Below are 14,737 nucleotides of genomic sequence, written 5' to 3'. Positions count from 1 at the left end.
GTGGCAGCTCCCCGACCAGCGGCTGCGCCCGAGGTCGAGAGCTTCCTTGCGATGCTCGCCGCTCAGCGCGGAGCGGCTGCCAATACGCTGGCGGCCTATCGTCGTGACCTTGCGGGTGCTGCCGAAGCAATCGGGTCGCTCGCAGTAGCGCAGCGCGATGACATTGCCCGGCTCGGTGCCGCCTGGTCAGACCTTGCGCCCGCATCGCTCGCACGCAAGGCGTCTGCTTTGCGGCAGTTCTTCGGCTTCCTCGTCGATGAAGGCTTGCGCGAAGACGACCCCTCGGCGGCGCTCCCGCGTCCTCGCGCGCGCCGACCGTTGCCCCGTCTGCTGGGGCATGACCAGGTCTCGGCACTGTTCGTGACGGCCGAGCAAGACGCCCGCAACGGCACACCCGAGGGTGTTCGCATGCTTGCCCTGCTCGAATTGCTCTACGGCTCCGGCCTGCGTGCGACCGAGCTGGTTTCGCTGCCGCTCGCAGCGGTGCCGCGTGACGCTCCGTTTCTCACGATCACCGGCAAGGGCGGGGTCCAACGGATGGTTCCGGTTTCTGGCCGCGCGATCCACGCGCTCGCCGATTGGCTGGTCGCGCGGGGGAAGGGCGGTCGATTCGTGTTTCCCAGCCCACGCGGCGGACACCTGTCGCGTGTCCGCCTGTTCCAGCTGCTGCGCGATCTTGCGTTGCGGGCAGGCCTCGATCCCGAAAAGGTCAGTCCCCACGTCTTGCGCCATGCCTTTGCCACGCACCTGCTCGAAGGCGGGGCTGATCTGCGGGTGTTGCAGACGCTGCTTGGCCACGCCGATATCGCCACCACGCAGATCTACACGCACGTCGATTCCGCACGCCTCGTGGCGCTGGTCAACCAGCGTCACCCGCTGGGGCAAGCGGCTACCGGTTGACCGGAGCCGCGCGTACGCTTAGCGGAAGCGCCATGATTTCGTATCTCGAGTTCGAAAAGCCAGTTGCCGCGCTCGAAGCCCGCATCGCCGAACTGCGCCAGACCGCGCAGGGCGGGGACATAGATATCGGCTCGGAGATCCGGCGGCTCGAAGCCAAGTCTGCCGAACTTCTCACGAGCACCTATCGTGCGCTGACGCCGTGGCAGAAGACGCAGGTCGCCCGCCATCCGGCGCGTCCGCACTTCAAGGACTATGTCGAGGCGATCTTTACCAATTTTCTGCCTCTGGGCGGTGACCGTCTGTACGGTGAAGATGAGGCAATCGTCGGTGGCTTTGCCAAGCTCGGCGCGCGCCGGGTAATGCTGATCGGCCACGAAAAGGGCAACGATACGCAAAGCCGCATTCGCCACAACTTCGGCATGGGCAAGCCTGAGGGCTACCGCAAAGCAATCCGCCTGATGGAAATGGCGAGCAGATTCGGCCTGCCGGTCGTAACCTTGGTCGACACGTCAGGTGCGTTTCCGGGCGTCGAAGCCGAAGAACGTGGTCAGGCGGAAGCCATCGCCCGCTCGACCGAAGCCTGCCTTGGGCTAGGCGTGCCCATGGTCGCAACAATCGTGGGCGAAGGCGGTTCAGGCGGCGCGGTCGCTCTTGCCAGTGCCGAACGCGTGCTGATGTTCGAACACGCCATCTATTCGGTGATTTCGCCTGAGGGCTGCGCCTCGATTTTGTGGCGCACGTCGGAAAAGGCGGCTGACGCTGCCGAGGCCATGAAAGTCACCGCACAGGATCTGGCGTCGCTCGGCGTAATCGATCGCATCGTACGCGAACCCATTGGCGGTGCTCACCGCGATCCTGCTGCCGCCTGCGCAGAGCTTGGCAAGGCGATCGCTGAGGAGCTCGATGCGCTGGCGGGCAAATCTGGCGACGAACTGCGCAACCTGCGTGCGGAAAGATTTCTCCGAATCGGTGCCTGAACCGACACCTCCACTGGTGTTCAGGAACCGTTTTTGCGACAAACGGATTATGGGTCCGAAGTCGAACGGTGCGCGCGGATAATTTTCGCTCGACCGATTGGGGAGAAAACGATGTCCTTGAATCGCCATGCGCGGACTGCGCTGCTGTCCGTTACAGCTCTTTCCTTGGCCGCCATACCGGCTGCGACCGCTCACTTCGGCGGCTCCGCGATGGCGCAGGGCAACGTTCAGACAATCAGCGCTTCCGACAAGAAGCAAGGCGCAGAAGCACACCCCCAACTGCTCCAGGAATTCGGCGGGGCGATGACCGGCCCGCAGGCGACGTACGTGGAAGGCGTCGGCAAGACCATCGCTTTGCAATCCGGCCTCGGTAACGCGCGGTCGGACTTTACAGTAACTCTGCTCAACTCACCCGTGAACAACGCATTCGCCATCCCCGGTGGCTATGTCTACGTCACCCGCCAGCTTACCGCGTTGATGAACAACGAGGCCGAACTCGCCGGTGTTCTCGGACACGAAGTCGGTCATGTCGCCGCACGCCATGCTGCCAAGCGCCAGAGCGCGGCAACTCGCAACTCGATCATCGGCGCGCTCGGCACGCTCCTATCGGGTGCCCTGCTGGGTAACGGCGCGCTCGGGCAGGTCGGCCAGAAGATATTTTCGACCGGGAGCCAGTTGCTCACGCTGAAGTATTCGCGCGGTCAGGAAACCGAAGCCGACAACCTCGGTGTCACCTATCTGCAGCGTGCCGGATACGATCCGCGCGCAATGTCGAGCGTGCTGCAAAGCCTTGCCAACCAGAACGCGCTGGACGCGAGCCTAAAGGGCACGGCCAATCAGGTCCCGGAATGGGCCAGCACGCACCCAGATCCAGCCTCACGCGTTCGCGCCGCCCTCACGCGCGCCGGAAACACCGCGGGTAAGACCAATCGCGATATTTTCCTGAACGGGATCAATGGGTTGACCTATGGCGACGACCCGGCGCAGGGTATCGTCGATGGCTCGAAGTTCACGCATCCCAGCTTCCGCCTGTCGTTCCAGGCGCCCAACGGCTTCTATCTGGTCAACGGCACACGCTCTGTCGCCATCAGCGGGCAGAGCGGGAAGGGCGAACTATCGACCGCGCCCTACAGCGGTAATCTCACGACTTACGTGAACACCGTGTTTGCGGGTCTTTCAAACGAACAGCAGATCCGGCCCGATGCGGTCCAAACGACCACGATCAACGGCATTCCGGCGGCCTACGGGACCGTCCGTGCAACCAGTGGCGGTTCTCAGGTCGATATCGTGGTGTTCGCCTACGAATGGGGTCCACAGCAGGCCTTCCACTTCGCCACGATCAGTCAGGCAGGCCAGGCCGCGCTATTCGATCCGATGTTTCGTTCAATGCGCCGGATCAGCGCGACCGAAGCGGCTGCGGTTAAGCCACGGCGCTTGTCTGTCGTCACGGTCAGGGCGACCGACACGCTACAATCTTTGGCGGGCCGCATGGCCTATACCGACAAGGCGCTCGAGCGGTTCCTCGTGCTCAACGGGTTGACTTCGTCAAGCAGGTTGACGGCAGGTCAGAAGGTCAAACTGGTCATATATTGAAGCACATACAAAAAGGGCGGCCGGATAACCGACCGCCCCTCGTTTGCTATCAAAGCAGGCTGGTTTTACAGAGCCGGCGCGTTGTTAGCGTTGGTCATCTTGCCGCTGACGGTGTTGAAGGTGTTGGTCAGCGAGGTGCCGAGGGCACCCATGGCGGTGATTGCGGCAACAGCCACGAGAGCGGCGATAAGGCCGTATTCGATCGCGGTGGCACCATCTTCGTTTGCAAGCAGGTCACGGAAAAGCTTCATGGTCGGTCTCCTAGAGTTTGGTCTTCTTCCCGTCCCACCCCAATTTGTCCCCGGAGCAGGCATCTGTATAAGTACTTGCCATTGACTAAAGAATGATTAATTGGCCGGTTGGTGCTCTTGAACAGCATTGTCGACGTCAACGTAAACGTTGTACAGCGCAGCCGAGAACGACTTCATTCCAAAAGTTGCCGCCAAACCTATGCAAGCGATCAACAGACCATATTCGATAGCAGTGGCGCCGCTTTCGTTGCGAAGGAATTTGCATAATAGCGCCTTCATTACAGTTCCCAACGATTGCGGCTGAAACACAACTACGCAGGCTTGACTAAGGAAAGGTTTACGTAGCGCGTGGAATTGGAAAAAATCTCGACATGGGTAATCGTGGTCGCAGCGGCCTTGATCGCGGATGGCGGCACCGTGCTGATGCAGCAACGCCCACCGGACAAGCAGCATGCAGGGCTCTGGGAGTTTCCGGGTGGTAAGGTCGAAATGGGCGAGACGCTGGTTGCGGCACTTGTAAGGGAAATCGACGAGGAGCTCGGGGTGACGCTGTGTGCCGCTGATCTGTTTCCTGTCCGCGCAGCTTCGGGCGATCCAGCCAAGGGCGAACCATCGATTGTGCTCCTGCTCTTTGGGACGCGCCGCTGGCAGGGCGAACCGCGTGCAGTCGAACCCGGTTGCCAACTGCAATGGACAACTGCCGGCGCATTGACGACGCTGCCGAGGCCACCGCTCGACATACCCCTTTCTCAAGCCTTGATTCCTTTGCTCGAAGGGGTTGCCAAAGCGGGAAGACACACTTAAAGGCGCGTCTCCCAGCACCCGTAGCTCAGCTGGATAGAGCATCAGACTACGAATCTGAGGGCCGGACGTTCGAATCGTTCCGGGTGCACCATTCCCTTCGCAAAAGGGGAAATCAGGGTAGGACCGTCGATAGATGGTCCGGGAATTTGCTTGTGTGGGCACCCGTAGCTCAGCTGGATAGAGCATCAGACTACGAATCTGAGGGCCGGGCGTTCGAATCGCTCCGGGTGCACCATCCCCACACTATAGCCCCACGTTTTGCTAGCGGCCCGCGATGCGCGCCGTTTTTACATCAGCATTTGACGCGCCTGCGAACTGGGAACCCATATGGTTACCCAAAATCGAATAGGTATCCATCAAGGGTTCGCGGCAAGCAAACGACGTTGCGCCCGCGTGCTGCTTGGGTATAGGCTTCGGCAAGCGTTCCAGACGTTACGGAACCCGAGGCAGCCAAAAAAGGAAACCCGACTTGGCCAGATCCGCCAGGCCCAGTGCCGCCAAATCGCCCGTCAAGACGACCGCCCGTGCAAAAGCACCCGCAGCAGCCGTGGATGATCCGACGATCTCCTCATCGCTTGCCGATGAAGCCGCGTTCGCACTTCGCAGCCTTCAGCAGGCGCATGCCAACAACAAGCGCTATGATGCGTCTGACGAGGAACTGCTCACGTTCTATGAGCAGATGGTGCTGATCCGGCGATTCGAGGAAAAGGCCGGGCAGCTTTACGGTCTCGGGCTGATCGGCGGCTTCTGTCACCTCTATATCGGGCAGGAAGCCGTCGCCGTGGGGCTGCAGTCGGCGCTCAAGGAAGGCCACGACAGCGTCATCACCGGCTATCGCGACCACGGACACATGCTTGCCTACGGGATCGATCCGAACGTGATCATGGCCGAACTGACCGGTCGCGGTGCAGGTATCAGCCACGGCAAGGGCGGCTCGATGCATATGTTCAGCACCGAGCACAAGTTCTTCGGCGGCCACGGCATCGTCGGAGCGCAGGTCTCGCTCGGCGCAGGTCTCGCGTTCGGACACAAGTACCGTGACGATGGCGGCGTGTGCATGGCCTATTTCGGTGACGGCGCGGCCAATCAGGGCCAGGTCTACGAAGCCATGAACATGGCCTCGCTGTGGAAGTTGCCGATCATTTTCGTGATCGAGAACAACGGTTATGCCATGGGTACGGCGGTAAAGCGCGGGTCGGCCGAAACGCATTTCTATCGGCGCGGCACAGGATTTCGCATTCCGGGGATGGACGTTAACGGCATGGACGTGCTCGAAGTCCGTCAGGCTGCCGAAGTGGCGCTCGAATACGTTCGTGCAGGCAACGGCCCGGTCCTGATGGAACTCAAGACCTACCGCTATCGCGGCCACTCGATGTCCGACCCTGCCAAGTATCGCACGCGTGAGGAAGTGCAGGACATGCGCGACAATCACGATCCGATCGAAGCTGCGAAAGTCGAACTGCTCAAGCGCGGCGTGACCGAGGACAAGATCAAGGAAATCGACAAGCGCATTCGCCAGACCGTCGCCGAATCGGCCGATTTCGCGGAGAGCTCGCCAGAGCCTGATGCGGCTGAACTCTATACCGATGTGCTGGTGGGGACGTACTGAGATGGCGATCGAACTCAAGATGCCGGCGCTCTCCCCGACGATGGAAGAGGGCACGCTCGCCAAGTGGCTGGTCAAGGTCGGTGACGAAGTGAAATCGGGCGACATTCTCGCCGAGATCGAAACCGACAAGGCGACGATGGAATTCGAAGCCGTCGATGAAGGAATCATCGGCGACATCCTGATTGCCGAGGGGACCGAAGGCGTGAAGGTCGGCACGGTGATCGCCACGATCACCAGCGACGATGACGACAAGGCATCGCCTGCGCCCGCGCCAACCGCGCCACCGGCCAAGGCTGAGGCTCCGGCGACCGAACAGAAGGCAGCGGAATCCGGCGCGGTGAAGGCGCCGACTGGCACCGATGCGCTCGTTCCCGCATCTGCTCCTGCCCCCGCAGCCTCCACCGAAATACCCGAGGGCACCGCAATGGTCGGCACCACCGTCCGCGAGGCCCTGCGCGATGCGATGGCCGAGGAAATGCGCGCCGACGACCGCATTTTCGTAATGGGCGAGGAAGTCGCCGAGTATCAGGGTGCCTACAAGGTAACGCAAGGCCTGCTCGCCGAATTCGGTCCGCGTCGTGTGATCGACACACCGATCACCGAATACGGCTTTGCCGGCATCGGTGCCGGTGCGGCAATGGGTGGCCTCAGGCCGGTCATCGAATTCATGACCTTCAACTTCGCGCTGCAGGCGATCGACCACATCATCAACTCTGCCGCCAAGACCAACTACATGTCGGGCGGCCAGATGCGCTGCCCGATCGTGTTTCGCGGCCCCAACGGTGCCGCCAGTCGCGTCGGCGCACAGCATTCGCACAACTACGCCGGGTGGTACGCCAGCGTACCCGGCCTGATCGTGATCGCTCCTTACGATGCAGCCGATGCCAAGGGCCTGCTCAAGGCTGCGATCCGCAGCGAAGACCCGGTCGTGTTCCTCGAGAACGAGCTGGTCTACGGCAAGACCTTCGACGTGCCGCAGACCGACGATTTCGTCCTGCCGATCGGCAAGGCGCGGATCGTGCGTCCAGGCACGGACGTGACCATCGTGACGTATTCGATCGGCGTAGGCCTTGCGCTCGAAGCGGCGCAGAAGCTGGCGGACGAGGGCATCGATGCCGAAATCGTCGATCTGCGCACGTTGCGGCCGCTGGACAAGCAAGCCGTGCTGGCCTCGCTCGCCAAGACCAATCGTTTGGTCGTGGTCGAAGAGGGTTTCCCGGTGTGCTCGATCGCGTCCGAAATCATCACGATCTGCATGGAAGAGGGTTTCGATCATCTTGACGCGCCAGTCCTGCGCGTGTGCAATGAGGACGTGCCGCTGCCCTATGCGGCAAACCTCGAAAAGCTCGCTCTGATTGACGCGAAGCGGGTCGCCGACGCCGTGCGCAAGGTCTGCTATCGCTGAAGACCGTTTTCTTGAACGTAGCCAAGGGCGTCCGGCCTCCGGGCGCCCTTACTGTATCAGGTGAATCCGTTGAACACGTTGCACCCGGCAACAGTGTCGGGCGCAGCGACGTCACGCTGGTAAATCTGCGTCAGATCCCGGTCATCACGGACGTTGAACGCTGCGGTAGACGTGATCACCCGGTTGGATACGAACCGTGCCGATATGAGCGGTTGGTATTCGTATTCCACCTCGACAAAGATCACCGCGTCGTCCTGTCCCGCCGTAACTTCCTCACCCGGATTGCCCATGCCGACCAGCGATCCGTCCGTCCCCGTACCTGCCGGGCCGTAGACCGACTGGAAGCTGCGCTTGCCCTTGCAGCGCTGCCAATGGATATATTGCGTGTCGGCAGTGCCGGGTACGACTTCAAGGCTGCTGATCACGACGCGGCCATGCTCGAAAAGATCGATCGACCCCGACTGCACGTTGGCACCAAGCAGCAGATCGTTGATATCGCTCTCATAAATCCGCAGGTTCTCGAGCAACGATACGTCGCCGATGCGCGAGCCATTATCGGCAATGTGCATGGCCAGCTGGCTAATACGCATGTGCGTCACGGCCAGATTGCCCAGTTCTGCGCCCCACAGTCCAACCGTCAGCAGCAGCGGAAGCCCGAGCGCAAACTCGACCGCAGCAACGCCCGACTTCGAGCTGCGCAACGCAGACAATGCACGCCGGACCCGCGTCATGCGCAATTGCCCAGTCTGGCGACGTTCCTCTGAAGGTCGTATGGCTGATTGCGCAGGACCGTCGCGGCTGTCGACGTGACAGTGTCTGAAAATCCCAGCAGGGATGCCATCGGTAGGGGTCGTTGATAGGTCATCGACACCTTGTACAACACCGCGTCTCGCGCACCGCCGAGGCCGTTCAAGCCACGGTCCCGGTCCCAGGTGCCGCTTCCGTTCGCGTCCTCATACGGCTCGCCCGCATCGCAAATGCCATTGGCGTTGCTATCGGTGAAGTCCTCCGCCGTGCCGACATCCGAGAAGTTCGAGTAAGCCTTGCGCGCGAAAACGAACCTTGCGTCAGGAACGACCCTACCGACCTGCGCCGCAACCGCATTGTCGATAGCTCCCAGCGAGCTTCCGGCACCCTCGACGGTCGAGGACCGTGCGGCTTCCTGCAGTGCGCCTTGCAGCATGACGTTGGCGTAAAGCGTGAACCCCATGTCGAACAGGCCCATCAGCACCAGCACAAGTGCCGGGGAAATGAGCGCGAATTCGACGACCGTGGCACCCTCGCGGTTCCGGCGCAGTTGGCGTAGCAGGTCGGTCATATCGCAAGCCTCAGGTCACCGATCGACTTGGCGATCGTGCGGAATGCGTCCTGCAGTTCATCGGCGTTGGCAGCGCTGAAGTAGTGGCCGTTCCCTGCGCATGTCGTCATCACCGGGTTCAGGTCGGTTCCGAAGGCGACGAACCAAACCGTGATGTTCTTCTTCTTTGCCTCCTCGCAAGCGAAGGAGAACCGCTTCTCGATCGTCTGGGTCAGGGTCAGCGGCGAAGCCGAATTCCACCTGCGTTGCGCGATTGGCTCAACCCCATAGGAGGAATAGCTCAGGTCCAGCGACGAGGTCTGGCCGTCAGTCAGGAAAATCAGGTGGCGACTTGTCCGCTGGCGCGTCGAGACGTCGGCGTTCTCGCTCGAGAAGATCCCGGTGGGAGAGAGCAGGCGGGCCGCCCAGATCATCCCGATGTCGTGGTACGTGCTGCCTGCAGCAACCAGACCGTCGATATAGGCGTCATAGTCGGCCTGCGCCCACTCCTGCAGCTTCTTCGATGCGGCAGGGCAGGCGGCAAAGCCGGCAATGTATGGCGACACAAACTCCAGGTTGGTCCCGACCGCCGCCTTCTGAAACGATCCGGCACCACTCCACTCCTTTGCGCGCTCGTAAATGATCGATGGGTACATCGGCCGCCACTGGGTATCGGTGTCGCTGGCGCTCGGCACCAGATCCAGATCGAGATCCAGTGCCCGATCAAGATCGACGTTGTCGTAATCGTCGATCTCGTACGTTGAGCGCTCCTCGATGCAGCCGTTGGATTCCGCGCGCCAATTGGTCGTGCTCTTGGTGACGTCCTTGTACAGCCAGTTGCTGCCGGTACCCAGGCTCGGCTCGGTTATGTAGCGGTAGGTGTCGATGTAGCTCGCGTAGGTCGTCGTCGTCAGCGTGCAGGTCGTCCCTGAAAGCGCCATCGAGTAGACGTTGCCGTTGCGTGTGCGGTTGTAGGTGTACGTCGTGCGCGTGCCCGCCGGATTGGTCACTGCCTGTGTTGTGGTCGAGAGAAGGGCGGTGGACGTGGTCAGCGTGTTGGCCGGTGGCGTACAGCTGTACGTCCCGGACCAGTTGCGCGTAGCAGCCGAGGTCGACGTGGTCGTATAGTACGTGCCCGATACGGGCGACGACGCGCTGTAATAGCCATAGAGGCTCCCCGACCCGCCGCTTCCGACCAATGTTCGCGAAGGGTAATCCCAGGAGGGCACGACCCACTCGTCCTTGAGCAGGCCGCCCACGTTGACGTTGGTCGAATAGGGCACGAAGCCGTAGCGGATACGGCTCTCCGGCTGCCGGTTCGTCTCCATCGTGGCGTAGAACTGCTTCACCACCGACTTGAGCACAGCAATTTTTGGCGAGCTGTCGCCAGCGTTGGTTTCAGCCATCGACCCGGTGACGTCGAGAGCCATCATGATGTCGGTGTTGGGGATATTGAGTTCGGCACGGCACGATACCTCGATCGGTATTTCCTCCTTGCCGAAGAACTGCATGATGTCGGTCGGCACGATCACTGACGCGACGCCGCTGATCGACATGTCATCATCGATGGACATCTGGAAGTTACGGTCGATCGAACTGTAGATGCCGTCCGCAAAGTTCACGTTGAAGAAGCGGTTGCCCTTGCCGCTGACCTGGACGCCATCGGAATCCGGATCGAAGTTGTCGATCGCACCCAGTTCCTTGCGCGCGCCCAGCACGCCCGCATCGCACGCTTGCTGCAACCGCGATTGCACCAGATATGCGCGGCCCATATCGATGCTCGAACCGACCAGCGCGAGCAGGGGTAGCAACGAAAAGCCGATGATCGTCAGCGCGTTACCGGAGGTGTCACCAAGTATGTCCCGCGCAACTCGCAAGATCGAAAGCCTCGCCCTGGAGGCGAGACTTGATCGTTGGGAATGGAAATGGGAGGCCTTGCACATGATGGCGATTTACGCATGAATACGTAAGATATCGGCAAAATTACGTGGTTAATTTATCAATAATTCCGCGTATAGCCAGTATAAGTTTGACTGAAAGTCGATTATTCTGACAGGATCTGAAATATATGATCCCAATATCAGTCTTCTACCAAGAATATGGGTTGTGAGTAAGTTATTGTAAAATCATCGATACCTATCATGGCGAGAACGGTTGGTATGGAGTAGGTGAGCGTAATGCTCTTTTCCAGTGTGTTCGCGACCCTCGATGGGGTGACGGTCGCGACGTTCACGGAAAGTGAATTGTTCTTGAGGCCGTACGGCGACCGGGTAGCAATGTCGCGCGCGTGCTGCGCCAACTCATCGCTGCTGACGCGCTCGGCAACTGGGTTACTTTGAAAATCGACCACTGCAAAACGCATCGTATCCGAAGCGATAGAGCGCAGCGCATTATAGTTCTGCATGCCCAGACCGATCTGCAGAACGCCAAGCATCATCGCGATCAAGGTCGGCGCAATTAGAGCGAATTCGGTGACGACCGAACCGTTCGTATTGAACCCGAGGTCACGGAAGAGTACATTTTGGCGCATGGTCATGACTTCGTCGCCTGACCGTACTGAACAACGCGCTCCACATGAAAGTCTATGTCGGAACCGACGCCGAATTCGCGCCAGACCGGTCGGTAAGTGTCAGTCAGGGCGATTTTGACGTAATAGGACACTCTTGAACCCGCAGCGCACGAACCAATCTGATCGACCATGGCATTTGTCAAGTCGCAACGGTATGCAGGCAGCACCGTTATATGGTCGAGCGGTAATCCCGACGTCGTCGCGACGATCTGCTGCAGGGTGGTCCGCTCTGCCGCCGTATCGGGAACGGATGCCAACGCCACCGACTCCGCAACGCCAATCGCGCTCTGCAACTCGCTCTGGCGGCTGACCAGGGTGCTTGCCTGATACGCGCCGAGACTCAGCAGAATGATCACGGGGGCCACGATCGCAGTCTCGATCGCCATTGCACCGGCGATATCGCTCAGAAAGGACCGCATGGAAATCACCCGACCAGCTTCACGCGGCTGATTTCGGTGGCGACGATCGTGTCCTCGCTGTCACCGTCAGAGCAGAAACGCGTCATGTTCGCCGTGCCGGTGATCGAGATGGTGTTTGCTGCGATCATCAGGCAGCCCGTGTTCACCGTCGCAGTGCCGGTGAAATCCATCGCGCTGTTGGGAAGATAGATCGTGCCGTTAAGGACTGTTGCCGCATTCCCGTTGATAAGGCTGCGATGATCGGCGGTCGAAGACCGATCTTCGAACACCAGCATATTGGCCAGTGCATTCGCGTTCGCAGCAGATACGCCGGCCGTTACTAGGTCTGAAGCCTTGATCCCCGTCAGATTGACGCTCGATCCGCCGTTGATGGATACGTTCGCCCCGCTTTTAAGGACGAACATCACGCCGTCTCCAACAACCGAATACTGGCTACCAATGTCCAACCCGCCGCCGGTCAGGATATAGACGCCGGGGGCGAACGATGTCGCGCATGATACCTTGATGCCGCCGCTGTAGGTTCCGGGAAGCACGGATGCGAAGTCAGGCGAGGTTGTGCTGCTGACGTTCGAATATGTGGTGGCGAGGACCGTTTCCTTTTTCTCCCACACGATGTTGTTGCCTGAACCACTGTTGGTCTGGGTCCAGGTGGCCGTCGTCGTGTAAGTCGTGCCGTTGACCACGGTGTTTTCGACAACGACGTAGCTATCGTTGGACTCGGTCGAGTAGTCCTTGTTCGCATTCTTGTTCCCGGGCACCTGCGTCGTGGCGGTCTGCCATGTCGCGCCCTTCCAGTAGGTGTAAGTGACCGTGGTCTTCTTCTTGCGATCGGCACGGGTCGTCGTCGTGCCTTTGATGCACTCGTATGACCGCGAGACCTGGCTTGCGCTCGGGTTGGGTGCCGACAAATCCTTGAACGGATCGTACAGCCCCTCAAGATACTCATGCACTTCATCGTCGGTATGTGAAGCGAACCAATCGTCGATCCCGCCCTTGGACAGGATCCAACCCGCATCGATATCCGGATTGCCGTTCACAAGGATCGACGATTCTGACGTGGATAGTGCCGCAATGCCGCAGCGCGCGGTCACGACCGATGTACCGCCTAGCGTAACCGCTCCGCTTGTATCCTCGTCGAGCGCCAGCAGGCATGACGTGAAAGACGCGCCCGACGTGAACGCCGCCCTTGCCTGCGTCGATACCGTGGTAGCCTTCCCTGTCAGGAAGTTGGAAAAAGGCAGGGTGGCTGTGACCGAGGCCGTGACGCTGACGCTGTTGTTTGCGCCCCCATCGAAATTCGACAACGCCACCGTCGGCGCACCGTCGGTCATATCCTTCACGGTGGAAAGGTTCGCGTTGAATTCCTGCAACGCCCGCGTCGCATAGCTATCCCTGGTCGCCGTCTGCGTCCGTGCCCAGGCTCCTGCGAGTGCTGCCTGATCGACGGCAAACTGCAACTCGCGCTTCCACATGTACCATTGCGCGGTATCGACAGCGAAGCCGGCACCACCGATCATCGCCGGCAGCCCGAGAGCGGTCAGCAGCGCAGCGTTTCCGCTGGTGTTCTTCCTCAGCGCACGCATCAGTGATCGAATTTTGGCGATCATCTTGTTACAGGCCTTCGTTCCGGCTCCGGGCAGCATTAAGAGTATTCCGGACTCATTCATTAGAATGTCGTGGTTTGTTCATCTTGAAGCAGCGTGGTTGAGGACTCGTTAAGTCAAAGCGCATTCCCGAGGGTTGTTTGTAATGTCGAATTTACCATCGCAACCAGCCTATATGCTTGATCCGATTGAGCGTTTGGCACTCTCCTACGCACCGCGTTCAGCACGAGCGGCGTGGGAGGCGTTGATTTTTTTTAATCTCAAACTGGCGGAAGCCGCCAAACCCGGGCGTGAGCCAATGATGATTCAGTTGCGGCTGTCATGGTGGCGCGATCGCCTGTCCGAGCCTGCCGACAGTTGGCCCAAGGGTGAGCCGGTGCTGGCCGGTCTCAAGGTTTGGGAGCGTGAAGCGGCGGCGCTCATCGGTTTGGTCGACGGGTGGGAAGCGAAAATCGTCGGCGAGGATGGTGGCGTCGAACTGGCACAAGCGCAGATCGAATCCTATGTCGCGCTCGCCCGCCTGCTGGGCGAGACCGAACTTGCCGACGTGCGTCAGACTGCGGCACAACTCATAACCCCGGGCAGAAGCTCGTCGAGGCCGCCGAAGCTCGCGCGGGCGATGCGCCCGCTCGCGATCCTTCGTGCGCTCGCCATGCGCACGGAGCAGGGCGGAGAGCCGACGCCCTTGCGCGATCTTGCCATGCTGATGCGCGTGGGGCTGCTCGGGCGCTGAAACTCTCGCCACTTTCGAATGATCTCCCACTGCCCGACAGTGCACGCGTGGCTACGCTCGGCGCGCGTTGCTGGAGAGTGGTGTTATGGTGCGTGGGTTGCTCGGCGGTCTGGCCGCACTGATGCTTGTCGCCGCGGGCATCTTCTGGTGGCAGGGCCGCGCTGAAACCGGCTTCGGTGGCGAACCGCCTTCGCTGCCGGTCGATCAAGCGCAGGAAGCCGAGCCTGAGGACCTGCCCAGCGCGGATGTCGACGGCTTGATGGGCGTCGCGCCGCCCGAAGCGACCGCTGTCGGCCGCGAAACGCGCCGCTTCAACCTCGTCGACAAGGACCGCGACAACCGCATCAGCCGCACTGAAATGCTCAGCCAGCGCGCCAAGGCCTTCCGCAAGCTCGACGTGGACGGCAACAATCTGCTGACCTTCGAGGAGTGGGCCTTCGCCTCGGTCGACAAGTTCAAGACCGCCGACGGCAACGCCGACCTGTTCCTGACCCGCGAAGAGTTTGCCACCACTCGCCCGAAGGACAAACCCAAAACAAAGCAGCGGTGCACCTGCAAATAGCTCCCCTCCCGTTC

General features: G+C 60.6%; 16 protein-coding genes and 2 tRNA genes. 10 read left to right on the top strand and 8 right to left on the bottom strand.

The genetic code is table 11. The features are described from left to right. The 3 genes from GGQ88_RS12350 (at nucleotide 1) to GGQ88_RS12340 (ending at nucleotide 3,470) form a co-directional block, all read left to right on the top strand. Entirely contained in the window at nucleotides 1-900 is a 900-nt protein-coding gene (locus GGQ88_RS12350) for a tyrosine recombinase (RefSeq protein WP_343057193.1), read from the top strand. Nucleotides 901-932: 32 nt separating this feature from the next. After that, on the top strand, nucleotides 933-1,877 hold the full coding sequence (locus GGQ88_RS12345) for an acetyl-CoA carboxylase carboxyltransferase subunit alpha (protein WP_183613636.1): 945 nt from the start codon (nucleotides 933-935) through the stop codon (nucleotides 1,875-1,877). A 111-nt stretch (nucleotides 1,878-1,988) separates the two neighbouring features. Continuing rightward, nucleotides 1,989-3,470: a M48 family metalloprotease gene (locus tag GGQ88_RS12340; RefSeq protein ID WP_183613634.1), complete on the top strand. Its 1,482-nt coding sequence runs from the start codon at nucleotides 1,989-1,991 to the stop codon at nucleotides 3,468-3,470. Between the two features lie 65 nt (nucleotides 3,471-3,535). On the opposite strand, the gene GGQ88_RS12335 is transcribed toward GGQ88_RS12340, so the two are convergent. Together GGQ88_RS12335 and GGQ88_RS21810 are read right to left on the bottom strand one after the other, a co-directional pair. Beyond that, the gene (locus GGQ88_RS12335; RefSeq protein ID WP_183613632.1) at nucleotides 3,536-3,721 is read right to left on the bottom strand and encodes a Flp family type IVb pilin; all 186 of its coding nucleotides are present in this window, start codon (nucleotides 3,719-3,721) and stop codon (nucleotides 3,536-3,538) included. A 96-nt stretch (nucleotides 3,722-3,817) separates the two neighbouring features. Further along, nucleotides 3,818-4,000, bottom strand: coding sequence for a Flp family type IVb pilin (locus tag GGQ88_RS21810; protein ID WP_183613631.1), 183 nt, complete (start codon nucleotides 3,998-4,000; stop codon nucleotides 3,818-3,820). A gap of 69 nt (nucleotides 4,001-4,069) precedes the next feature. On the opposite strand from GGQ88_RS21810, the gene GGQ88_RS12325 reads away from it, so the two are divergent. The 5 genes from GGQ88_RS12325 to GGQ88_RS12305 all read left to right on the top strand — a co-directional run bounded on the left by GGQ88_RS12325 (nucleotide 4,070) and on the right by GGQ88_RS12305 (nucleotide 7,539). Next, nucleotides 4,070-4,525: a (deoxy)nucleoside triphosphate pyrophosphohydrolase gene (locus GGQ88_RS12325; RefSeq protein ID WP_343057192.1), complete on the top strand. Its 456-nt coding sequence runs from the start codon at nucleotides 4,070-4,072 to the stop codon at nucleotides 4,523-4,525. A 14-nt stretch (nucleotides 4,526-4,539) separates the two neighbouring features. Next, nucleotides 4,540-4,616 (top strand) — tRNA-Arg (locus tag GGQ88_RS12320). Nucleotides 4,617-4,683: 67 nt separating this feature from the next. Continuing rightward, nucleotides 4,684-4,760, top strand: a tRNA-Arg gene (locus GGQ88_RS12315). Between the two features lie 234 nt (nucleotides 4,761-4,994). Then, nucleotides 4,995-6,134 carry a pyruvate dehydrogenase (acetyl-transferring) E1 component subunit alpha gene (gene pdhA / locus GGQ88_RS12310; RefSeq protein WP_183613629.1) on the top strand — a complete coding sequence of 380 codons (1,140 nt, stop codon included), beginning with the start codon at nucleotides 4,995-4,997 and terminating at the stop codon, nucleotides 6,132-6,134. A gap of 1 nt (nucleotide 6,135) precedes the next feature. Next, nucleotides 6,136-7,539, top strand: coding sequence for a pyruvate dehydrogenase complex E1 component subunit beta (locus GGQ88_RS12305; protein ID WP_183613627.1), 1,404 nt, complete (start codon nucleotides 6,136-6,138; stop codon nucleotides 7,537-7,539). A gap of 56 nt (nucleotides 7,540-7,595) precedes the next feature. Here GGQ88_RS12305 and GGQ88_RS12300 read toward each other — a convergent pair whose 3' ends face one another. The 6 genes from GGQ88_RS12300 to GGQ88_RS12275 form a co-directional block, all read right to left on the bottom strand. Further along, the gene (locus GGQ88_RS12300; protein WP_183613625.1) at nucleotides 7,596-8,240 is read right to left on the bottom strand and encodes a TadE/TadG family type IV pilus assembly protein; all 645 of its coding nucleotides are present in this window, start codon (nucleotides 8,238-8,240) and stop codon (nucleotides 7,596-7,598) included. A 26-nt stretch (nucleotides 8,241-8,266) separates the two neighbouring features. Beyond that, nucleotides 8,267-8,857, bottom strand: coding sequence for a TadE/TadG family type IV pilus assembly protein (locus GGQ88_RS12295; RefSeq protein WP_183613623.1), 591 nt, complete (start codon nucleotides 8,855-8,857; stop codon nucleotides 8,267-8,269). Then, on the bottom strand, nucleotides 8,854-10,713 hold the full coding sequence (locus GGQ88_RS12290; protein WP_183613621.1) for a Tad domain-containing protein: 1,860 nt from the start codon (nucleotides 10,711-10,713) through the stop codon (nucleotides 8,854-8,856). Before GGQ88_RS12290 ends, GGQ88_RS12295 begins: the two co-directional genes overlap by 4 nt. A 203-nt stretch (nucleotides 10,714-10,916) precedes the next feature. Next, nucleotides 10,917-11,372 (bottom strand): TadE family protein, encoded by a 456-nt coding sequence (locus tag GGQ88_RS12285; RefSeq protein ID WP_183613619.1) that lies wholly within the window; start codon nucleotides 11,370-11,372, stop codon nucleotides 10,917-10,919. Continuing rightward, a complete protein-coding gene (locus tag GGQ88_RS12280) occupies nucleotides 11,369-11,824 on the bottom strand; it encodes a TadE/TadG family type IV pilus assembly protein (protein ID WP_183613617.1) in 456 nt (151 codons plus the stop codon). The genes GGQ88_RS12285 and GGQ88_RS12280 overlap by 4 nt, the downstream gene beginning before the upstream one ends. 5 nt (nucleotides 11,825-11,829) lie before the next feature. Beyond that, complete coding sequence (locus GGQ88_RS12275) at nucleotides 11,830-13,407, bottom strand: pilus assembly protein TadG-related protein (RefSeq protein ID WP_183613615.1); 1,578 nt, start codon at nucleotides 13,405-13,407, stop codon at nucleotides 11,830-11,832. Nucleotides 13,408-13,603: 196 nt separating this feature from the next. Here GGQ88_RS12275 and GGQ88_RS12270 point away from each other — a divergent pair, with 196 nt between their 5' ends. Together GGQ88_RS12270 and GGQ88_RS12265 are read left to right on the top strand one after the other, a co-directional pair. Then, on the top strand, nucleotides 13,604-14,161 hold the full coding sequence (locus GGQ88_RS12270) for a hypothetical protein (RefSeq protein WP_183613613.1): 558 nt from the start codon (nucleotides 13,604-13,606) through the stop codon (nucleotides 14,159-14,161). 85 nt (nucleotides 14,162-14,246) lie between these two features. Further along, nucleotides 14,247-14,723 carry an EF-hand domain-containing protein gene (locus GGQ88_RS12265; protein ID WP_183613611.1) on the top strand — a complete coding sequence of 159 codons (477 nt, stop codon included), beginning with the start codon at nucleotides 14,247-14,249 and terminating at the stop codon, nucleotides 14,721-14,723. Nucleotides 14,724-14,737: the final 14 nt, after the last annotated feature.

Origin of the sequence: Novosphingobium hassiacum, assembly GCF_014196055.1 — a bacterium.
GTDB classification, from domain to species: Bacteria; Pseudomonadota; Alphaproteobacteria; order Sphingomonadales; family Sphingomonadaceae; genus Novosphingobium; species Novosphingobium hassiacum.
The sequence above is the reverse complement of the archived record's forward strand: the minus strand, read 5'-3'. Positions and strand labels throughout refer to the sequence as shown.

What these genes read in the sequence shown, in the direction of transcription:
- GGQ88_RS12345 (WP_183613636.1), top strand. Translation starts at nt 933, where the DNA reads ATGATTTCGTATCTCGAGTTCGAAAAGCCAGTTGCCGCGCTCGAAGCC.
- GGQ88_RS12340 (WP_183613634.1), top strand. Translation starts at nt 1,989, where the DNA reads ATGTCCTTGAATCGCCATGCGCGGACTGCGCTGCTGTCCGTTACAGCT.
- GGQ88_RS12335 (WP_183613632.1), bottom strand. Translation starts at nt 3,721, where the DNA reads ATGAAGCTTTTCCGTGACCTGCTTGCAAACGAAGATGGTGCCACCGCG.
- GGQ88_RS21810 (WP_183613631.1), bottom strand. Translation starts at nt 4,000, where the DNA reads ATGAAGGCGCTATTATGCAAATTCCTTCGCAACGAAAGCGGCGCCACT.
- GGQ88_RS12305 (WP_183613627.1), top strand. Translation starts at nt 6,136, where the DNA reads ATGGCGATCGAACTCAAGATGCCGGCGCTCTCCCCGACGATGGAAGAG.
- GGQ88_RS12295 (WP_183613623.1), bottom strand. Translation starts at nt 8,857, where the DNA reads ATGACCGACCTGCTACGCCAACTGCGCCGGAACCGCGAGGGTGCCACG.
- GGQ88_RS12285 (WP_183613619.1), bottom strand. Translation starts at nt 11,372, where the DNA reads ATGACCATGCGCCAAAATGTACTCTTCCGTGACCTCGGGTTCAATACG.
- GGQ88_RS12280 (WP_183613617.1), bottom strand. Translation starts at nt 11,824, where the DNA reads ATGCGGTCCTTTCTGAGCGATATCGCCGGTGCAATGGCGATCGAGACT.
- GGQ88_RS12275 (WP_183613615.1), bottom strand. Translation starts at nt 13,407, where the DNA reads ATGCGTGCGCTGAGGAAGAACACCAGCGGAAACGCTGCGCTGCTGACC.
- GGQ88_RS12270 (WP_183613613.1), top strand. Translation starts at nt 13,604, where the DNA reads ATGCTTGATCCGATTGAGCGTTTGGCACTCTCCTACGCACCGCGTTCA.
- GGQ88_RS12265 (WP_183613611.1), top strand. Translation starts at nt 14,247, where the DNA reads ATGGTGCGTGGGTTGCTCGGCGGTCTGGCCGCACTGATGCTTGTCGCC.